The organism is Streptomyces sp. NPDC001941 (assembly GCF_040296945.1).
Lineage (GTDB): Bacteria > Actinomycetota > Actinomycetes > Streptomycetales > Streptomycetaceae > Streptomyces.
In genome coordinates, this window is the sequence record NZ_JBEOYE010000009.1 from 121,266 (window position 1) to 143,031 (window position 21,766).

General features: G+C 74.0%; 7 protein-coding genes. 4 read left to right on the plus strand and 3 right to left on the minus strand.

The annotated features are described in order from the left end of the window. Positions 1-5 precede the first annotated feature (5 nt). The 3 genes from ABT160_RS10245 to ABT160_RS10255 all read left to right on the plus strand — a co-directional run bounded on the left by ABT160_RS10245 (position 6) and on the right by ABT160_RS10255 (position 2,362). Positions 6-503, plus strand: a complete 498-nt coding sequence (locus ABT160_RS10245) for a hypothetical protein (RefSeq protein WP_351645995.1) — start codon at positions 6-8, stop codon at positions 501-503. A gap of 63 nt (positions 504-566) precedes the next feature. Continuing rightward, positions 567-1,136 (plus strand): hypothetical protein, encoded by a 570-nt coding sequence (locus tag ABT160_RS10250; RefSeq protein WP_351645998.1) that lies wholly within the window; start codon positions 567-569, stop codon positions 1,134-1,136. 92 nt (positions 1,137-1,228) lie between these two features. Further along, the gene (locus tag ABT160_RS10255) at positions 1,229-2,362 is read left to right on the plus strand and encodes a hypothetical protein (protein WP_351645999.1); all 1,134 of its coding nucleotides are present in this window, start codon (positions 1,229-1,231) and stop codon (positions 2,360-2,362) included. Positions 2,363-2,592: 230 nt separating this feature from the next. On the opposite strand, the gene ABT160_RS10260 is transcribed toward ABT160_RS10255, so the two are convergent. The 3 genes from ABT160_RS10260 to ABT160_RS10270 form a co-directional block, all read right to left on the minus strand. Then, complete coding sequence (locus ABT160_RS10260) at positions 2,593-2,763, minus strand: hypothetical protein (RefSeq protein ID WP_351646001.1); 171 nt, start codon at positions 2,761-2,763, stop codon at positions 2,593-2,595. A 258-nt stretch (positions 2,764-3,021) separates the two neighbouring features. Beyond that, positions 3,022-3,288, minus strand: coding sequence for a hypothetical protein (locus ABT160_RS10265; protein ID WP_351646004.1), 267 nt, complete (start codon positions 3,286-3,288; stop codon positions 3,022-3,024). Between the two features lie 126 nt (positions 3,289-3,414). After that, positions 3,415-3,678: a hypothetical protein gene (locus ABT160_RS10270; RefSeq protein WP_351646006.1), complete on the minus strand. Its 264-nt coding sequence runs from the start codon at positions 3,676-3,678 to the stop codon at positions 3,415-3,417. On the opposite strand from ABT160_RS10270, the gene ABT160_RS10275 reads away from it, so the two are divergent. Then, positions 3,671-21,733: a hypothetical protein gene (locus tag ABT160_RS10275; RefSeq protein WP_351646008.1), complete on the plus strand. Its 18,063-nt coding sequence runs from the start codon at positions 3,671-3,673 to the stop codon at positions 21,731-21,733. The genes ABT160_RS10270 and ABT160_RS10275 overlap by 8 nt on opposite strands. The last annotated feature ends 33 nt before the right edge of the window (positions 21,734-21,766 follow it).

Sequence of the window (21,766 nt, forward strand, 5' to 3'; positions counted from 1 at the left end):
CCTCCGTGTCCGATCCCGAAGCCGGCCAGAAGACCGGCTCCACCACCATCGCCGTACAGCCGCGCGACGTCGCGGAGTTCGGCAGGTTCCTGCAGGACTGCGCGGGCGACGGCTCCGCGGAGGTGCCGGGAGTCGCCGCCGTCATCGACGTGCTCCAGCCGCTGCACCTCAACCCGGGGGACCCGAGCGTCATCCCGCGGGCGGGCGACCTCGTGGAGAGGTTCAACCGCGTGATCGTCCTCCTCGCGGACGCCCTCTCGTACTTCTCCCAGTGCATCGGTCAGATCGGCGCCGACCTCGAACAGATCGCACAGGGCTACGCCAATGCCGAGGAACTGGCCGAGGCCGAAGCGAAGGACCTGGGTCAACTCATCGCCACGAGCGGTGACTTCATGAAGTCCTCCGGCGGGACGCTGGCGAGCGTGGCCGACCTGGCCCCGGACCCCGCCGCCGGGCAGTCGGTCATGCGGCCCGTCAAGCCGTACGGCAAGCCGCCCGAGTAACCCGGACGCTCCGCCCCCGCCCGCCCGGCACCCGCCCACCCGATCTCCGAGAGGAAGTCCGCGATGCCCTCGACGAAGCCGCCGCCTCCGCAACCGCAGCCCGTGCCGCCCGCCTCGTCCGGGACCACCACCGACCGCACCCCCGAGGAGCGGCCGTCCACCCTGCTCCCCGGCGCCGCGGGCGAGGCGATGCTCGCCCTCCAGAAGGTCGTCGCCGCCATCGGGGCGTCCGACCCGGCGACCTTCTACACCTCCGCCGACGCCTTCGAGAAGGTGGCCGCCATGCTCGGCGAACTGAACCGGGGCATCACCGAGCGGTCGATGAAGATGTTCGTCGGGGACACCCCGGGTGAGGGCTGGCAGGGGGAGGGCGCCCAGGTCTGCTCCAGGATCGTCGGACAGTTCAACGACTACCTGGGCATCCTCCTTCAGCAGGTCACCAAGTGGCCGCCGCCGGTGCGCGAGGCGGGCACCCAGCTCCAGCAGACCTGGTACGCCGTCGACGCGGTCCTGGCCAAGCACTCCGCCGCCCCGCCCGACACGACCCCGCCGCCGCCCGCGCCGACCACGCGCAAGACCCCGGAGACCGACCCGAAGGACAGCGCCCTCAACGTCCAGACGCTGTCCGCCTAGGACGCGCCGGGCCTCGACGCCCCCCCCGACGTCCCCGGCATCATCTGACGTCCCCCGACCGACAGTTCAGCACGCCAAGAGAGGGCCGTGCCATGCCCGCGATACCCGAGAGACAACTGACACCCCAACAGGCGGTCGCCGCAGCCGAGGAGATCGGCACGATCATCGAGGACCTCGGCGACTCCTACCGACTGCACGGGGCCGACCTCAGCAACGCGGGCACCCAGGGCTACCCCCCGCCGGTGCTGGGCGACCCGCGGTCGCCGGAAGGCGGCAGGCTGCTGGCGAGGACGCTGCCGGGAGAGACCGACGGTGTCGCCACGGCCGAGGTCACGCCCCTGTTGCGGGCGTCCAAGGAGATCCCGCAGTCCGAAGCCGTTTCCGAGATCCAGGACGCGCCGTCCGAGGAGGAGCAGAAGATGCTCGTCGCGACGGCGAAGGACGGCATTCCGAAGGCGCCGGACCTGGACGCGAAGACACCGGACCTCGACGGGAAGGTACCGGTTCCCGGTGCGAAGGCGCCGGACCTCGACTCCGTGGGCGGATACCCCGGCTACAACCCGTCGACCTCCCTCAACAGCTTCCGCCCGCCCGGTACGTCCTCGGTGCCCGGCGCCGACGGCATCCCCTTCGGCCTGCCCGGCGTCCCCCCGAGCGGCCTCTCTGTCCCCGGCCTCGCCCAGGGAACCTTCGCCGCCGGTCAGGGGGTCACCGGCCCGCCTTCCAACAGCGTCGGCCTCCCCGGCTTCCCCAGCTACTCCATCGGCACACCGGGAGCGCCCGGCGCCCTCACCAAGGGCGCTCTGTCCACCGGCCTGCCGGGCGCTCCCGGCGGACCCGCGGGCGGACCGGGCGGAACCGTGAGCGTGGGCGGGCCGGGGGGCGGAGTACCGGGGGGCGGCGGGCTCGTCCCCACCGGCGGTACGTCCCCGCGCCCCGGCGGAACCCCTTCCCTGAACTCGCCCACCACGCTGGACAGCACCCCGCTGAGCGGCGGCGTCGTCGGCCCGAAGGGCACGGCACTGACCGGCGGCACGCCCGCCGGCGCCGCGCAGCCCGGGATGGGGATGCCGATGTCGCCGATGATGCCCATGCAGGGCGGACCCCAGGGGCAGCAGCAGGGACAGCAGGAAGAACAGTCGTCCGCCAAGGACTGGCTCCAGGAGGAGGAGTCGGTCTGGGGAGGGGACCAGCAGAACTGCCAGGGCACGCTCGGTCGCCACTGACCGCGCGTCGACCGTGCGCCCGGCGCGGCCCCCCGGGCTGCGCCGTGGCGGTCACGTCCCGTACCGCGCGCCACGATGCGAGGCCGACCCCGTACGCACGGGGTCGGCCATCGCCGTATGCCTTGAGATGCCGTGAGACACCGCTCGTCCCTGACTCCACGGAGATGACGATCCATGGGTGACATCACTGTTCCGGAGTGGGCGGAGCCGGTTCTGGGTGCGTTGGGTGGTCAGCCGTGGCCGCAGTTGAGTGAGTCGTTGTTGGTGGAGCGGTCGTTGAGGTTCGAGGCGATGGCTGATGTGGTGAAGGGGTTGCGGGGGGAGTTCGAGAAGTCGGCGGTGGGTGCGGGGCGTTCGATGGAGGGTGCGGGGGCGCAGGCACTCCTTGATTCGGTGTACAAGTTCCTGTCGGGGGTTCCGGAGGGGGCGGAGAAGCCGGTTTTCGATGCGATCGAGGGTCTTTACCGTCAGGTCGCGGCGAATCTGCGGAAGCTGGCGATTCAGGTGGAGACGGCGAAGGTCACCATTTTGGGGATGGTGACGTGGTTGCTGGGTCAGTTGGCGATGGCGGCGTTCACGGTGTTGACGGGTGGGTGGGGGTTCGCGTTTACGGCGGCGGTGTGGGCGGCGATTCGTGCGGCGGTGCCGGCGTTGATCCGTCAGTTGGTGGCGGCGGTGTTGCAGGGCGCGTTGATGATGGGTGTGATCAACGCGGTGGCGCAGGTGGTGGGGTTCGCGAAGGGGACGCGCCAGGGGGAGTGGGGTGCGGAGAACTGGAGCGAGCTGGGTACGAATGTGGCGCTGGGCGCGGTGGGCGGTGTGGTCGGTTTCGGTGTGGGCAAGGCGTTCGACTTCGGTGTGGGGAAGGTGTTCGGGCAGAAGTGGGTGGGGTCGTTTGCGTCGTCGGTGGTGGGGGGTGCGGTCAACAATGTGGTGTCGGCGGTGCCGATGGGATACGTGTCGGCGTGGATGACGGGTGGGGAGCCTGGGGTTCATCTGACGTGGGAGACGGCGACGTCGGGTGCGGCGTTCGGTGCGGCGGGCTGGGCGGGTCAGAAGGCGAAGGAGGTGAGGATCGATCCGGCGTCGATTCCGAAGGTGGCCAATACGGGGTTGGGGAAGCTGAAGTCGTCCTTCGACGGCGGCTCTGGTGGTGGAGGCGGGTTTACGGCGGACAAGGCGTCGTTGCTCGGGTCGCGCAATTCCGATGCGTTCTCCATGACATCCACGGACTCGATGGCCGTCACTTCCTCTTCGTCCCCTTCCGCGTCCATCGACTCGGTGCTGTCGGGCGGGAGGCCCTCGACGGTGCCCAAGGTCGAGACCGTGGTCACCGGCAAGAGCGCGCCCCTGGACGGTTCCGCGGTACGGCCGCAGGCCAGCGTGCCCGGCGGGGTACGGCCCGGTTCCGCCGAGGCCCCCGGGCGTCCGCCGGTGCGGGAGGAGTTCGCCGCCAGATCAGCCGAGTTGAGGGACAAGGGCGACCGGCGCGGTGCGGCTCAGGTGATGCTCGACTACCACGACGCGGTGCGCGACCGGGCCCGCTGGGAGCTCACGAGGGGTGACGAGGCGTTCTCGGACCAGCCGGACGTCGTGGCCGCCCGCCAGAAGATCAGTTCGGACGTGGAAGCGGCCACGATCGGTGATCTGCTGGGCCCGGAGTACGCGGTGGTGCCGGACGCCCTTCCGCAGAAGGCGAAGCCGGCCGCCCTCGACGCCCTGAGGGAGTCCCTGGCGCGCCTTCCCGGTCTGGGCGAGGAGGCGCTGGCCCGACCTGTGAGCCAGTTGTGGGACGCCCTGACGCCGTCGCAGCGCATCGTGGTCGAAAGCCGGGCCTCGGAACTGGCGCCGCACGGGCAACGGGTCGACGCCGCTTCCCTGGAGCAGACGGTGGCGGGGCAGGCCGGGACCATCGGCGAGCTGCTCGGCGGAGCTTCCGGGGAGGGGGCTGGGGCGCGGTCCGAGGGGAGGTACGGGGACGAGGCGTCCGACGCCCAGCTCGCGGCGCGCCTCGCGGCACTGCGGGCGGAGCCGTCCGAAGGCCTCCTGGCCGTGGGCGAGGAGCCCGGGGCCACGGCCGTGTCCGGCGAGGCGGTCGAGGGGCTGGTGGCCGGGACGCCCCGGGTCGGCGAGGCGGAGGCGATGGCCGCCGGGATGTCCCCGGCGGAGTGGAGCGGGTACGAGTGGCGCGTCGAGCGGGCCTTCGCGAAGGGCGACCTGGAGGGCGCCGTGCTGATCGAAGCCGACCGGGCGGCCCACTTCGAGGAGTTGTCGCTGGCCCGGGACGAGTTGGTGTTCCGGCTCTCCGGTGGGTACGACGGCCAAGTCGACCTCGGGGAAGCGGGGTTCACGGGGGAGGGGCCGGCGGACGTGGTGTCGGCCGCACGGGTACGCGCGGAGTCGGCCGGGCTGACGCGCGGGGCCTGGGAGGGGTACGAGACGCTCATCGGCGAAGCCGTGCGCGACGGGCGGCTGGGCGACGCCCAGGCGGTGATCAGGGACCGCAACCGGATGCTCGCCGACCTGGAGGCCGAGGCGGCGACCGTGCTGGTCCTGGAGGGGCTGGAGGTCCCCGGGTCCGTGCCCGACGACGCGGACCTCGCGGCCCGTCTGGACGCCCTGCGTCACGGCGGTGCGACGGGCCGGGAGGAACCGCCGGGGCCGATGGGCGGCGCGGACGTACGACTGGTGGAGTCCCTGGTGGCCCGCGCCCGTACGGCGGGCATGGACGAGGCCCGGATCACCGCGTGGACGGACCGGCTCGTCGAGGCGCACGGCCGGGGCGAGGGCGAAGCGGGCCACTCCTTCCGTGAGGTGGGCAAGGAGTGGCACCGCAGGCTCCAGGATCTGGCCGGTGAGGGGCTCTCGCCGGAGGAACTCCTCGCGAGGGCGCGTTCGGGTCCGGACACGGCGCTGGAGGCCCTGGCGCGGGAGGTGGAGGAGGCGGGCGTGCCGCTGTCGGAGCACGTGGTGCGCCTGGAGGAGATCCGTCGGGCCTGGGCGGAGGGCCGGGGCGACGAGGCGGCACGGCTGGTGGACGCGTTCTGGGATCGCGTACACGAGTCATCGTCTCGTCGGGGCGAAGTGCGGGATCTGCAACTGATGCGCAGATGGGCGGAGTTGGAGGGGGTCCCGCTCGGGGAGTTCCTCGCGGCCCGCAGGTGGTCCGAAGGCGTGGACGCGGACGACCTGGCCCCGCGGGTCAGGGAGGACGTCGACCCCTCGGTCCAGGGGCAGTTGGAGGAGCTGCCGGGCGTTCCCGTGCTCGACGAGGTGTGGGCGCGGCGCCTTCTGGAGTCGATGGGCGAGCACGGTGAACTCCGCGGGATGCCGGAGGGGGAAGTCGCCTACTGGCAGGACCGGTTGGAGGACGTGCTGGACACCGGAGGCGGCCCTGAGGCGCTGAGGGACGTGGGCGCGGACTGGTTCTCGCGCATCGAGCGGTTCGAGACCCTGGACGCGCTGGTCGCCGAGTCCGTCGCGACGGGCCTGCCGGAGGTGGACGCGGAGTTCTTCGCCGGGCGGATGCGGGATGCGCTCAGGCTTGAGGACGCGGGCGGTTTCTCGCGCGTCGAGGCGCGCTGGCGCGAGGAGGTCGAGGCGGCCCGGGCGGAGCGCGACTTCGACGCGCTGGCCGCGGAGGGCAGCGGGGCGCTGAAGGACCGCGCGGACCGCTCCGGCATGCGGGAGGCGGAGTGGTCCGCGTTCGAGGGGAGGATCGAGGACGCCTCGGGCCGCGGCGACCTCGCGGACGTCGTACGAGTGGTACGGGAACGGGCCGCCCGCATCGAGGTGCTGGAGGCGGCGTTCGAGCGGGCCGCGGCGTTGCGGGTGGAGAACCTGCGCGCGGGTGGCGGGCCCTCCGCGCACGACGGCCCCGAGCTGTTCGCGCGCGCGACCACGGGGGAGTGGCGCAACCGGGAGGGCGGCCTGGTCGCCGAGGACGCCCTCTGGAACCTCTTCGAGGAGCGCAGGCCCGACGCCCTCAAGCCGCGTTTCGACGACCCCCTCGACGACCCGCTGCGCGCGCTGGACGGGACGCTGTTCCGGCCCGGCGACGACACTGGGGAGGGCGGGGGCGGCGACCTCGAAGGCCGGTTGCGCGACCTTCAGGGCGACCTCGTGGAGCGGGCCCGCGGGCTCGGGATGGACGAGGCCGAAGCCGAGGTGTGGCGGCTGCGGCTGGAGGCGTCCGGCGACGCGCCCGAGGTGCGCGGGCAGTTGCGCGACCTGCTGGACGAACAGTACGAGGGGCGGCGGGACGTCGACGCGCGGATGCGGGAGTTCGAGGACGGGCGGCGCGCCGAGCTCGTCGAACTGGGCCTGACGGCCTACGAGATCGACGCGCACCGGCTGGCGATGGACCAGCTGATGAAGCGCGGGGAGCCCGGCCCCGCACAGCGTCTTCAGGAGGCCTTCGAGGCGAAGGTGGAGCAGAGGAGGGCGGGGAAGGACGCGGCCGAGGCGGCCGAGGCGGCACGGCGCGAGCCGCCGTCGGGCAGGGAGCGGTCCAGCGGTACGGCGTCCGGGGCCCTGGAGGCGCCGGACCGTCCCGTACCACCGCCCTCGGCCGATCCCGCTCCCGCCCGGCGCGGGAGCGACGAGGTACGGCGACCTGAAACAGGCCTCCCCGATGGTCAGTTGACCGAACGGCCGCGTGCGGACCGGCAGGATCACGAGGCGGCCGGGCGGCAGGGCACGGGCCCCACCCTGCTGGAGCAGCGGGCCGCCCGGGTCCGCGCCGAGGCGGAGGCGCTGCGGGGGGAGGTCGAGTCCGTCCTGGCGACGGACGAGGAGGGCGCCGGGTCCGCTCTGTCGGTCCACCAGGAACCGTACGCTCTGTCGATCACGACCGGGGAGCCGCCCGCCCTCCCGGTCAGCAGCGCGGAGGCGCCGCTCACGAGCGAGGAGGTACCTCTCACGAAGGGGAAGCCGCCCGCCCGTCCGCTCACCAGCGGGGAGGCGCTGCGTGACCTCTCCAGGGCCCTGGACGTCGAGTCGCTCCAGGTCTTCGAGGCGGGCGCCTACCGTGAACTCGGGCTCTTCGAGCGCTCCGTGGCCGCTCGCGTCGTCGGGACCACCATCGGCTTCCCCCTCACGATCGCCGACCACGGCGAAGGGCTCAAGGAGCGCGCGCCGCTCCAGTACTGGACGGGCGTGGCCGTCGCCCAGGCCATGAGCACCGCGGCGGCGTCCGCGCTGTCCCCGCAGTCGTTCGCGGCCGCGCGGGACGCCGCGGAGGGGATCCGGAGCGCCCTGGACCTGCCGGCTCCGTCGCCGGGCCTGCGCGGCGGGAACCCGTACCGTGCGTCGTCGCCGGAGTCCATGGCGACGAGCGACTCGGAGCGGCAGGACGAGTGGGAGGGCGAGTGGGAGGACGAGGGCCGTCCTTCCGCGTCAATGTCACCGGAGTACGTGCCGGAAGAGGAGGCATGGGACCGCTACCACCGGTCGTTCCACGCCGCGGTGGTCTCCCCAGCCGTCCGGTCCGGGCTGGACTGGATGATGGTCGACCTGCTCCTGCGCGACGAACCGTCCAGCCGCGACGGTGCCTTCGACGCCCCTGAGAACGAAGTCGCCGACTTCCACCGGATGCTGCTGGACGCGGTCCCCGCGTACGCGGAGGACTTCCGTGCGTTCGAGGCCGCGTACGCGGAGGCCGAGGCGGAGTCGGACTCCGGCGAGGACATCGGCGACGTCCTGGAGGTATCGGCCGACGAGCTGGGCCTGACGCCCGCCGTGGTCGCGTACTGGCGCACTCTGATGACGGCCGACCCGGTGAGCGAGCCCCCGTCGTCCTCGGAGGCCGACGCGATGGACGAGCGGTCCGGCACCGATCTGATGGACGAGCGGTCCAACCCCGAGCTGTCCGACGGCGAGGAGACGGCGGGGGCGCCGTGGCAGCGCTACCGGAGGGACCTGGCCGACAAGGACGACCTGTCGGCCGAGGAACTGGCCCTGTACGCGAAGCTGACCGAGCTCGTCGAGATCGCCGAGTACGTGGACGTGGAGGTGGAGGACGTCGCCACCCTGCACGACGACCTGTTGCGCAGCTCCGCGCCCTATCGGCGGGAGTTCCGCGACACGCGCAGGGCGTACCAGACCGCGCTGGGGGAGGGCCCGGACGCGGCTACTGAGGCGCTGATGGCGATGGGTGTTCACTTCGGCCTGGACGAGCCGCAGTTGAGTCACTGGGAGCGGGTCTTCCAGGAGGCGGGGGACGCGGAGGGCTCCGAGGCAGGGGACACGGAGAGCTCCGAGGGGGGAGATACGGAGAGCTCCGAGGCGGGGGACACCGAGACCTCCGAGGCGGGGGACACCGAGACCTCCGAGGCGGGAGATACGGAAAGCTCCGAGGCGGCAGGCGCGGAGAGCTCCTCCGCCCTCGCGTCGCCCCTGCCCACGTCTCCGCTCGCACCCCTGTCCTTGCCCCCGTCCTCGCCCCGGGAGCCCCGCTCCCCGGCCGAGAAGGCCCCGACTGCCCCGACCATCCCGCCAGCCCCGAAGGCCGTTCCGAAGCCGGTGTGGAAGGTGTCGGACGCCGCGATCCGCAACTGGCGTTCGACCGTCGCGCAGGTCGGTCTGGTGTCGCGCGTGGAGACGCGGCGGGAGCGGGCCGACCGCGAGGCCGCCGAGGCCCGGGAGAAGGTGCGGGTGGAGGCGCGCGCGAAGGCCACCGGGCTGGTCGGCGGCGGGCAGCCGTACGCCGCGCACCTGGCGCGCCTCGACCGGGTGCGCGGCGATGGGGACCCGGCCTGGGCGCGCTCGGGGGCCGCCACGGCCGCGTACCGCGACCTGCTGAAGGTGCTGTCGTTCCTGCCCGACGGGCTCGACCGCTCGGCGGCGGAACTGGGCCGGGTGCTCAATCCCGACGAGCCGCTGGACGAAGAGACCGTGACGGGGCTCCTGGGTGGTGAACTCACCCTGGGCGCAAGGTTCTTCCCGCCGGGGAGTGACGCCGAGGGCATCCAGGTGGACACGGTGGCCGGGGCCATGGAGGCGGCGGGGCTCACGCCGTTCGTCCCCGGCTCCGGGAGCGTCCCGACGCCGGTGGCCGCGTGGGTGATGCGGCGCTGGGTCGAACGGTGGGTGGCGCTGGCCAGGAGCGAGGGGGCGGAACTCGACGGCGTACGGCTGACGCCGTGGCTCGACCGGCTGGTCGACCGGCAGCGCCAGGTGGGTCCGGTCGGCAGGGCGGTGCTGTCCTGGGTGGAGCCGCTGGTCGGCTCTGCGGTGATCCGCGACCGGGTCTTCTACGAGGGGACAGAGGTCTCCGCACCGGCGGTCGAGGAGCCTATGGTCATCGACAGCGACACCGAGGAGTCGACGGACGAGGGGATCACGACCGAAGGGGTCACGGGAGAAGGAGGGGGCACGGGCGGAAGAGAGGGTGCGGGAGGAGGGAATACGGTCCAGGGCGCCGTGGCCGGGGAGGTCACCGGCATCGCACCGTCCCCCGTCGCGGCGCCGGTGCCGACCCCCGTCACCGGCGTGGCGGACGCACCGGCCCCTGGGGCGCCGCCGACCGCGAGCAGTGCTCCGCCGCCCTACGTCCACACCGCGCAGGCCCGCTCGGAAGCCATCGACGCCGCTCGCCGTCTGGCCAAGGTCGCCCCCTTCGGGATCAACAGGGACGTCCTGCTGGAGCAGTTGGACGCCAAGGGCTTCCCGGTCCGGCCCGACGTGGCCGACCGCTGGCTCGGCGAGATGGACATCGACTCCTACGACCACCGCCACGCGGACGCCGCGCTGGTCCTGGCGGCGGTGGACGGGATCCTCTCGGAGGGAGGGCCGCCGCCCGCACCGGAGGACCTGGTGGCACGCGTGCGCGAGGCCGTGGGGGACGGCGTCGACGCGGCGAAGGTCCGGGACGTCCTGGAGATGGCGGACCACGTCCCCTTCACCACCGACCTCGAAGCGGGCCTGTCCCAGGCCGACATGGCCCTGCTGGCCCACCTCGTCGCACGGAGCCCGCAGAGGCTCTCCCGGGAGGAGGTCGAGCACCACGTGCGCGGGCTCGGCACGGGGCCGGGCCTCGACCGAGCCCTGGCCAAGGCCGACGCGTGGGTCACGGCGGCGAACCTCCTGGAGTCGTCGGGGCGGCCCACGGTCCGCGCGCGCCTCGTCGCCACCGTGCTCGACACGGCGCGCCGCCACGTGGAGGAGAGCGGGTCCGTCGTTCCCGTGTTCGTCGCCTCCGAGGTCCTGGGCACCGCTTCCCCGGCCCCGTCCGTCGTGTCGATGGTGGAGCACTGGCTGGACGTCCACGGAGTGGTCAAGCCGCCGACGGCGCTCGGCAAGGGGCTCGACCCGCTCGTCGCGGAGCGGAGCCGGCCGGCCCCGCTGTCCCTGGCCAGGAACCTGATGCGGGCGACGGCGATGGACAATGCCCTCCGGGTGGCGTTCCACCACGCGTCGACCGGTGTCCCCCAAGCGGATCACTACGTGTCTCTGCTGATGGCCGAGGGCCTCACCCCCCTGGCGAAGTGGGCGAGGGGCGCCCTGCTGTGGCCGGACGCCTCGACGGGCCGTGGGCAGCCGCCCTTCACGGCCCAGGAGCTGCGCGACGCCATCGACCGCACCCTGACGGAACCCGGCCTGCCCGCCGGCCTCTCCGACGAACTGCGCGGCGCGCTGGTGGTCCTGGGCCTCGACGGCCGGGAATTCGGGCCGAAGACCTTCGGCCGGCAGGTGGCCAACGCCACGCGCCGCGTCACCGAACACCTGGCGAAGAAGGGCAAGACGGACCGGGCGTCCGTCCCGCCGGAAGCGGTCGCCGCCCTCATCTTCGGCACGGCGAAGCCGGACGACTACCACGTGGCCGTCGCGCACGGCCTGATGCGGCGCGAGGCGCACGCGCAAGCGCGGAAGGACGGGGCCGGCGGGAAGGCCGGCGCGGCGGCGTACACGGACGGGAGGGCGGGGTCGGGGCACAAGCGGAAGGTGGCGCCGCCCGAGCGGGACACCGCGCCGCGGCAGAGTACGAGCACGAGCACACAGGAGAAGCGCAAGCGGGGCCGTCCGCGCAAAGTGGTCGCACCGGTCCCGGACGCCACGGTCACGGTCGTCGATCCTTCGGTCCCGGTCCCGGTGCCGGACGCCGGTCCTTCGCTCCCGGACGTCCAGGGCGCGCCGCCCGGCCCCGTACCGGAAGTACGCGACGCACCGCCCGTCCGGAAGAAGGCACGGATCCACGCCCTCCCCGGCCACGGAGCGTGGGCGGACGGCCTCGCGCTCCCCGAGCCGTCCGAGGCCGCGAAGGAGATCGCGCGCGGGGCCGGTGCCCACTGGGCGACGGCCGCGCTGCGGATCAAGGACCTCGCCGTCGCCGCCGGGTTGCCCCGGGCGACGGGCATCGCCTGGGCGGCGCGGCTGCTGGCCGACCGCACCCCGTCGGCGGCGGACACCGAGGACGTGGTGGCGGCACGCGCCCGGAAGCTGCACGACGCGGCCGGGAAGTCGCTGCTCGCCAGGCACCTGTACGGGGTCGACGCGGGGGACCTCGCCCCGTTCTTCCCGGACGAGCCGGATCCGTCGGCCGCGGCGGGGACGTGGCTCCGGGAGCACGGGTACCGGGTGCTCGGACCCTCCGAGGACAAGGCCGCGGTGCTCCTCGCGGCGGGGGAGCGCCAGCGCCTCCAGGGGAGCCCCGTCGACGTCACCGAGCTGGAGGACCTGCTCGACCCTGAGGAGGAGGCGCCGCAGGACGGTACGGCGTCGGCGTTCGTGCGGGGAGTCGTCACCGGGGCCGGGTTGCGCGACACGGTCCGCACGGGCGCCGGGATCAGGGAGCTGGCCCGGGCACTGCACCTGCTCGACACCCATGAGCGCGCGCTGCGTGCCGGGTCGCGGGTGCCCTTCCACCGGCTCGCCGAGGCGGCGGGCGGGCCGGTCCCGGGGCAGCTGTACGGGGGCGGGGGCTTCCCGCTCGGCCTGACGCGGGCGTACGACCTCCTCTCCGCCCTTGGGGAGCCCACCGTGCTCGACCAGGCGAAGGTGCGGGCGGTCGAGCTGGCGCGGACGAGCCTGCGGGAGAACCGGGCGGTCGATCCGCACGTGATCACCCGGACCGTCCTCGGCCTGGGCGGGTCGCCGAGGGACCAGGACGTCGCCCTCGTCCGCGGCTGGCTGCGCGAAGCGGGAATCACCCTGTCCCCGCACCACGGGGGAAGCGCGCTGGCCCGCCTGGAGGTGCTCCGGGCGCAGCCGCCCGCACCGCTCGCGGACGGTGCCACCGAGGCGGAGCGCCTCGATCACGCGGCGCGGCTCGGACTGTGGCTGGCGGGGCGGCGGATCGTCCTCGGTGACGCGGAGGCCCTGGCCCTGCTCGGCATGTCCGACACCGCGCGGGCGTACGCGGTGCTCCACGGCGCGGGGGTCGGCATCCTGCCGCACGACGCGGGCGAGCGCCCTCCGGTGACGTACGACCAACTGGAGCGGGCCATCGGCAAGGTGACGGCTTCGGAGAGCTGGGCCGACGACGCCGCGACGACCCTGTCCGTCTACGGTCCCGGTCTCTCCGAGGCCCAGGCCGACTTCATGCTCCAGGCCCACCTGGGCGTACTGGGGCTCGGGGGCACGCCCATCCCCGCCGAGGGCGTGCGGCGGGTCATGGTCGAGGCCGCGGGGGAGATCGTCGCGGCGCTGCGGACGGGGAGCGGGAGCGGCCCGGTGACCGACCTGGAGGTCGCGCGGCAGCTGTTCGACGTCACCGATCCCCTGCCGGAACAGCGCCTCCTGGTACGCGAGTTGGCGCGCCAAGCCGGACACCGGGGCGACGTGTTGTTCCTGGTCGATGCCACGGCGCCCGTGCTCGGGGACGCGGGGTGGACGGCCCAGGTGGAGGACGTGGCGGCGTACCACGTCGCCGACGAGATGCGGAAGACGCAGGACCTCGGCGTGCGGAGCGACGAGTTGGTCAAGCATCTCCTGGCTGCCGGTCACCACGTCGAAGTGGCACAGGCGGAGCGGTTCCTGGAGGCGCACGGCATCCCCGTCCTCTCCGAACGGGCGTATCAGGCGGCCTTGTTGGTGGTGGGGGCGCGGCAGGGGGCCGGCACCACGCCGTGGTTCGAGATCAGACAGGCGGCGAGCGCCGGCAACAAGGTGACGCAGGAGTTCAAGAGGTTCGCCCGCGGCGTCGTCCAGATGGCCGTCCCGCAGTACGAACTCGAACCGAGGCTGGTCAACAACCGCAAGGTGGCGGACGATGCGGTCCTCCTGCGGCGGCAGATGCTCTTCGCCGCCGACGCCTTCGAGCACACGCGCAGGGTGAGGCCCGGGTCGGTCCCCGGGCCCAAACTCCAGCAGGGCGTGCTGTACGAAGGCGGGTTCGGCAGCGTGCAGGAGGACGTGTTCGAAGGGTGGACGCACGGCTACTGGCTGCTGGCCCGCGCGGGCGGGCGGACCTTCCTGGACGAGGCGAAGGAGCGGGCCGCGGCACTGGCGGGGAACCAGCTGGCGCTGACGGGCCGGGTGGACGCCGGGGCGATCGCCCAGGACGTGCTGGGCGCCGGGACGCCCACCCCGGCCGAACTCGCGATGGTCACCCGCTGGCTGCTGGAGGCCGGCCTCGTCGACACCGGCTACCCGCCGGGCAGCGCCCGCGCGGACCTGGAGCGGCTGCGCGTCCGGCCGCCCGTGGCGCCGCCGGCCGACGCCACGGCCGAGGAGAGGTACGAGTACGCGGCCCACCTGGCCGTCTGGTTCGGGCGCCACGGCATCCACACGCAGGCCGAACTCCACGACGTCCTCGTCGTCCCGGGCGCACCGGGCCACGAGGAACTGGTCGTCTCGCTCGAAGTCCTCAAGGCGTCGGGCGCGCGAGTGTGGCGGAAGCACGCGTGGTGGCACGACCACCTGGCGGAGTTCGAGCTGGCCGTCGGACAGGCCCGCCGCCGCAAGGGGACGACGTACTCCGTGAGCAAACTGCTCCCCGGGGTCTTCATCAAGGCCCAGAACAGGACGGCCTCCCTGCTGAAGGCGCGGTTCCGCGCCGTGGCCGGGGCCCTCGGCCTCGACGGGACGCCGTTCCGGGCGGGAGGCGTACGCGACGTGCTGGCGCGCGCCGCCGCCGAGTTCGCACGACAGCTGCGCGCCGACGACCCCGGCACCCCCGTCACCGCCCGGAGCGTCGCCGAGCTGCTGTACGGCACGACCACGGTCGAGGCGACCCAGGTCGTGGTGGTCGCCGACTACCTGACCGGTGCGGGCGTCCCGTTCGACCCCGAGCCGCGTCCGGACGCCGGGCCGGTGGGCGACCGGACGCCGCAACAGGTCCGGGAGGCGCTGGTCGACCAGCTGGCCGGGCCGCGGGCACCCGGCTCCGGTGACGCCCAGGGCGACGGCGTGCCGGTGGAGCGGGCGCTCACGGACAAGGGCATCACGGTGTGGGACGGGACCGGCGCCCTCGCCGGATACGCCGAGGTCGTCATGATGGAGGTGCTGCAACGCTGGACCGAGGAGCGGGCGGAGCGGGACGCGGTCATCGACCCGGGCCCGCTCGCCGCACGGCTCTTCACCGACGGCGCGGCCGGACTCGCGACGACCATCGACCTGCTCGTCCGGCTCGACCTGGTCGTCACCGGCGAGAGCCCGGACCAGCAGGCCGACCGCGCGCGGCGGCGCGGAGCGGCGTCCGTGGCCGGGCTCGGGGACGCGGAACTGGCGGAGGCGTACCGCAAGATCAGGAGCGCGGTGGACAGCGGGGACGGCACCGCGGTCCAGGACACGGTCCGGGCCTTCCGCGCGCTCTTCGCCGAGGAGTCCCCGGCCTTCGTGGACGGGCTGCTCGACATGGCCGGGCTGCCCCCGGGCCGGACCCGCGGTGAGCCGTACCCCCACCTGGCCCTGAGCACCGCCGAGTTCGCCCTCATGCTGGAGGTGGGCCGCGCGCCGGACCTCACGCGGCTCGCGCGGCAGGTGCTCGGCACGGGAGCCTCCGACGAGGCCGTGGACCACCTGCGTGGAGGGGCGTACGCACTGCGGCACCTGAGGGCCGGCGGGCAGCGGAACCTCCACGACGGCCTGCGCGACCACGCCCTGTCCCAGGGGCGGGCGAGCCTGCGCGCCACGGGGCTGATCGACCTGCGGCCGCTCGCCGCCGGCCTCCTCGGCAGGCCGCCCGAGACGCTCACCGACTTCGAACTGGGCACGGTGCGACGGTGGTTCACCGAAGTGGGGATCCTGCCGGAGGCGCCCGAGACGGTCATGGACCGGGCGCTGGAGCGCGAGGTGTGGAGACAGCTGGCCGAGACGGGTGAACTCGGAGTCACCCTGACCGGCATCGGCCGCGGCATCGGCGTGCACGTCTTGAGCGACGACCAGATCCGTCAGGTCAACGACCACGTCGGGCGGTCCGGGTCCCACGTCCTCTCGGCCCACCAGTACGCGCTCGCCCGGGTCGTCCACCGCGCACGGCAGCTGGGAACCATCGAGAGCCAGGAGCAGCTGGACGGACTGGCCGCCCTGATCGAGGACCAGGTCCCGTCGGGCGCGGACGCCCACTACGGCCTGCGCTTCGTGAAGGGCGTCCTGCGCGCCCTGGCGGTGGACTTCCCCAAGGGCGAGCCGCCCCTGGTCTCCTCCTACGCCCGCACGCTGGAGGCGGCCGACTTCATCACGCGCACGCACGCGGTACGGCTCCGCACGGCCCCCGGGCAGCTGGCGCGCGGCCGGGTAGGCCGCGCCGAGTCGCTCACCGGCGACGGCTTCGTCGAGGGGCTTACGGAGACCCTGGCGCTCCTCCGCGTCACCGGACGGCCGAGCCTCCTGGACGACGCCAAGGGCAAGGTGGTCGCCGAGGCCCTGCAGCAGCTGGACGAACAGGGCCAGCTGATCGTGGGCGAGACGTTCGTCCGCCCGCTCTTCGTCGAACGGCACGGCAAGGTGGGCAAGGGGCTGGTCGCCCTGGTCAGGGCCTGGCTGCGCGAGGAGGACCTCCTCGTGGCGAGCCATCCGGCCGGTAGCGCGCGGGCGGAGCTCGACGAGCTGCGCCTGCGGCCGCCGGGCCGCCTGCGGGACGCGGCCGACGAGAGCGACCTGCTCGACCGCATGATCCACCTGGGCATCGCCCTGTCCCGCACCACCGTCCCGTACGACCTCAGCCTCTTCACGGAGGCCTCCGGCACCGACACGCCGTCCTCACGGCAGGAGGCGTACATCGCCGGCCTGTTCACCGGAGCCGGGGTCAAGATCGGCGCGCCCCCGCCCCACTTCCGGAAGTTCCCGACGGTCCCGCAGCTGACCCGGATCGTCGAGACGGTGGGGAACCACCCGGCCTACCTCGACGCCATCCTGGACGCGGTGACGGACCCGGTGCTCACCGAGCACGCCGAGCAGTACGTCAGGGGAGTGCTGCGGGCGCTGGGCATTGACGGCCGTCCCCGGGCGGAGACGGGTGCGCACGACGTGCTGCTGCGCGCCGTGGACGAGATCGCCGAGGAGCTGCGGCGCGATCCGCTCGCGAGCGTCAACGCCCACAGCGTGGCCGACCGGCTGTTCGTCTTCGCCGACGCGCCCAACGAGGTCCAGGTCATGGTGGCCGGCGAACTCCTGCGCCAGACGGAGCGGGAGCGGGCCGGGCGGCTGGCGGCGCGCGACCGCGCGGGGCGCTCGGCCCCCTCCCTCTTCGGGACGGCGCAGTCGCCCCCGCGCACCCTGGAGGAGCTGGCCGGGCAGTACCTCCCTCCTCGTGCCGGGCGCAGGGCCGTGACCACCCACTGGCTGCTCGTGCGCGAGGACGCCCGGTACCGGGAGGCGTTCACCAGGGCGTTGGGCACCCGCGGACCCCGGGGGTTCGAGGAGGGTCCCGTCCTGGCCGTGGCGAACGAGCTCGGCCTGCACGCCTCGACCGGACGGACGTGGCTGGAGGTACTGGCCGAGCATCACGCGTTCCGCACGGCGTACCCGCCGGAGCGGGAGGCGCAGTGGCGGCCCTTCCTCGACGCCGTCGAGCGGGAGGCGCGGGCCCAGGGGTCGCGGCCACCGGTGACCCCGGACGAAGCCCTGGCCTCACCGGCCCTCGCGATGCTGCGGGACCTGTGGCTCTGGGCCGCGGTCGAGCCCCTGGAGCGGCTCGCCGCCGTCCTGGACGTGACCGCCCTGAAGGCGTCCCTGGTGTCGCGGTCCGGGCCCGTCGACGCGGTGGCGCGACTGGCGGCCCGGCGGATCGTGGGGTCCACCATCGCGTTCCCGCTGACCGCCAGTCCCAACGGCGGCGGACTCATCGAGAGGGACCCGCTCCAGTACTGGACGTCGCTGGCCGTCGAACAGGAACTCGGCGACCTCCCGCGCGACACGTCCCGGCAAGGGCGGGCGGGCGACCTCGCCGCACGGATCAGGGCCGCCCTGGACCTCGGAAGGTCCGAGTACGCGCAGCGCATCCTGGCCGGAGGCCCGCACGACGGCACGGCCCCGGGCCGGGCGCAGTGGAGCCGCTACCTGGAGCGCTTCCAGGACTGGGGCGGAAGCCGGCCCCCGTACGGCATGACCGGCGCCCAGTGGGCCGACGGCCAGGCACTCGCCCGGGCCACGGCCGAGGGCACGCGGCCCCTGCCGGAGCCCGACGCGAAGGCCGCCCGCGCGTGGCACGAGGAGGCCCTCGCCCTCGTCCCGTGGTACGCGCAGGACTTCGCCCGCTACCGGGACGCGTACCACGACGCGCTCGCGGCCGGAGCCGACGCGGAGCTGCAGCTCGCCGAGACGGCGTCGGCCCTCGGGCTCCCGCAGGACACCGCGCGGCTGTGGGACGCGATGCTGACGCCGCCGGGGGGCTCTGCCTCGTCGTCCGCGCAGCGGATCGCGCCGACCGTACGGGAGAGGCGGCGCATCGCGAGCCTGCCCCGCCTGCACATCCCCCTCTTCCTGCCCGACACTTCCGAGCCGGGGCACGTCGAGGGGCGCGCCACCCCGGTGGGCCACCAGGACTCCGCGTACCTCTCCCCGTACGCCACACCGCGCTCCCTCACCGCACCGCGCACGCCCGGGACCGGCGAGGTCCCGAGTCCGGCGATGACGCCGCGGACCGGCCGGTCCTCCGGGGAGGTGCTCAACTCGGAGATGGACCGGCTCTCCGTCCACAGCGTCGTCCACCACCCGAGGGTCGGCAAGGCGAAGCCCGCCACGCCCAGCTCAGCGACCGTGCCCCCCGAGGCGGCCGAGCGGGGATGGGGCATGCCACTGGCCAACCAGCTGCGGTTCCAGAGCATGTCGGACCGCCACCGGGTGGTCATCGACGTGCGGGGCACCAACGCGGAGGCCGTCCGCTGGCTCCGCGAGGGGGCCCTGCCCAAGCCGCAGTCCATCAAGGCCAAGACCATCAACGAGATCGACACCCACCTGGGAGCCGATCCCGCGACGCGGGGCCTCGTGGGGTACTTCGACCCGCGCATGCCCGCCGCGCCCCCCGCCGACCCGGCCCTGGAGGCGATGATCGCCAAGCGGTACGAGCAGCGGCGGCGCGAGTACCGGACGCTGGCCCCGGACATGGCCGAACTGTGCGGGACGGGCGAACTGACGGTCCGGGACGGCCTGGTCATGGCCCGGGACAAGCAGGGGGTGTTCCGCCACCTCACCGGGGACCACGACATCTTCGACATGCGGCGGGAGGACGGCGAACCGGTCTCGCCCGACCAGTACGAGGCGATCATCGAGGAGATGAAGGACGCCGACATGGGGGTGATGCACGGCGCCCACAAGTACTGGAACCCGTCCGACGAGTTCGGCCGGCAGATCTTCCGTACCATCGTCGACGCGCACCAGCAGAACGGTGACCCGCTGCTCAGGTTCTCGCCCCTGCACACCTCCACGGTCGCGTACGACGGCGACGGCTACTTCTCCCTCCAGGAGGCCGACACCGAGTCGGGCGGAGAGGAGTACGGGGACGGGGAAGGCGAGGACGGGGAAGCCGCCGACGAGTACGCGCCGCTGCTCCCGCCGGACCGCGCGAGTGACGAGGACGCCGACCCGGACTCCGACGAGGAGGCCGGTGACGAGGTGGTCAGGAAGCTCCTCGGCAACGTGATCACGACCGTGCCGCACGAGCTGCGGACACTGGCCCACGAGGCCCGCCTCCGGCTGGAGACGGCGATCGCCCGCGAGCGCGCTGCATGGGAGGACGCCGGTCCCGCCGGGCGCGACCCCGGCCCGGCCCTCACGCGGGACGTCCTGGAACAGGACCTGCTGGCCGCGGCCACCGCGCTGTTCGAGGAGCACGACCTGTCGCCCGAGGCCCTCGAAGCCATGCGGTGGATCACGGCCGACACCCTCTGGCACAAGGGCCCCGGACCGGCCCTGCACACCGCGCGCGCCCTGCTGCTCTCCGCCTTCCTCACCGAGGAACTGGCGCCGCGGGAGATGGCGGAGCAGCTCGCCCGGGCCGAGGAGGTCCTGGACGCCCACGACCCCGGCTGGACGGCGCTGCCCGAGGAGGCGCGGCGGGCCCGGATCCTGGAGATCGCCACGATGCTCCACATGGAGGGGCCGGACGCCACCACTGGCCACGTCCGCGACGCGCGGAACCGGCCCAGGGGCTCCGCGGGCCTCGAACAGTTCTCCCACCACTTCACCGGCACCGGCTTCAGCCAGGCGCAGGTGCTGGCCTTCCTGCCGCCCGGCGAGGAGTACGTGACCGAGGCCGAGGAGCGCTGGTCCGCCCACGTCCCCCACGGCGCGGCCCGGTTCCGGTACTCGGACGGCGCGGACGACACGGAGGCGCCGCGGACGGGCAGCCTGCCCTGGGCCGGACAGCCCACCCTCTACCTGGTGCTGGACAGCGGCGTCACGACGCCACCGGACGGGGGCACGGCCGGACAGCTCGTGCCCGACGAGGACGTCGCCGTCCCCACGACCGCCGCGCACCTGGCCCAACTCGTCTGGTCCTCGGAGCAGTTCATCGACATGGCCACCTTCGCCGAGCAGACCGGACGGACCCTCAACGTCGTCGTCCTCGCCCGCGACGGTGGCACGGACACGCGAGCGCTCGCCCGCGAACTGGGCCACTCGAACATCGTGGTGCACGCCCCGCTCGTGCCGGTCACCCTCGACGAGCACGGGCACGTCCGGGCGGACGCCCCGCCCGGCCAGGAGGTGTGGGAGAGTCACCGGGCGGGCCCGGCCGACCACGCGGAGATCACCTGGGACCCGGCGGCCTTCGACGGCGCCCGCACCTTCCGCTCCACCGACGACGCGCCACTGCGCACCCGGGTCGTGCCCTCGCGGGCGCTGGCCCGCGCGATCGACGCCGTACGGCAGCGACCCGACGTCGCGGAAGTGCACCTGGTCGACGGGCGGCGCAGGGGCGAGCGCCTCGACGCGTACGTGCCCGACGACCGGGGCCGCGAGCGCCACGTCCCCCTGACCATGGCCGCGCTCGCCCACGACCTGCTCGAAGGCACCCTGGACGGCGAGGACTTCACCGACCCCCTGCCGGACGACGCGGCCGTGGTCTACCTGGTGCCGAGCGGCGCGGTGGGACCCGTCGTGGCGCACGAGCGCGGGCGGGAACCGGTGCGCGGCGACGCCCCCGGGCAGCTGCTCGCCGATGCGCTGGGCCGCCCCGTCATCGCGGCCTGGGGCACCGTCCACCAGGGCCCGGAGGAGGAAGGCGGCGAGGACGTCCTGCTGGTCGAACCGCCCCCGGAGACCGGCCCGCACGAGGTGTGGACGCCGTGGGTGACCTTCCTGCCCAGGCCGGCACCCCTCGTCACGCGGGACGCCCACGAGGTGCGCGAGGTGCCGCTCCTGGTGATCAGCCCGCCGCAGGAGCGGCCCGAGGAACCGCCCGGCACCGCCAGGGCGCTGCTCCGGCGGAGCCTCGGCAGGCTGCTGCCGGAGCCCGACGCGCGGCACACCCGGGCGCAACGCCTGGACTACGCCGTCCACTGGGCGCTCAACGCCTCGGAGTTCGGCGACTTCCCCGTAGAGGACCACTCCCTGTTGCTCGGCCACCCGGTACGCGACGAGGACGACCGGGCGGAAGTCGACGGCATCCTCACCGGTGCCGGACTCACCCCCGCCGGTACGGACCCGGACGCCGCCGCCGCGCACCTCACCCGGCTCCTCGGCGACACCGGCCGGACCACCGACGGCGGCTCCGACCGGCCCCCCGCGCGCCCCCGCGAGGCCCGGGCCGCGCTCGCCGTCCTCGGCGACCCGGACGACCCCGAGCCCGGCGGCATCCGGGACCTGCTGGCCCGCACGGTCGCCGAACACGTCGCCGAGGCACGGGAGCTGGGCCGGGAGCCGGACGCGGTCGCGCTGGCCCGGAGGCTCTACGCCACGGGAGACGCGCACCCCACGGCCCTCCAGGTCGCCGTGGTGGCGGAACTGGTCCGGCGGGCGGGAAGCCCGCGGGGCCCGCGCCCGACCTGAGTGCCTGAACTCCGTGTCCGAACTCCACGAGCG

Excerpts from the sequence above, each read along its gene's own strand:
- ABT160_RS10250 (WP_351645998.1), top strand. The coding sequence starts at position 567 with ATGCCCTCGACGAAGCCGCCGCCTCCGCAACCGCAGCCCGTGCCGCCC.
- ABT160_RS10255 (WP_351645999.1), top strand. The coding sequence starts at position 1,229 with ATGCCCGCGATACCCGAGAGACAACTGACACCCCAACAGGCGGTCGCC.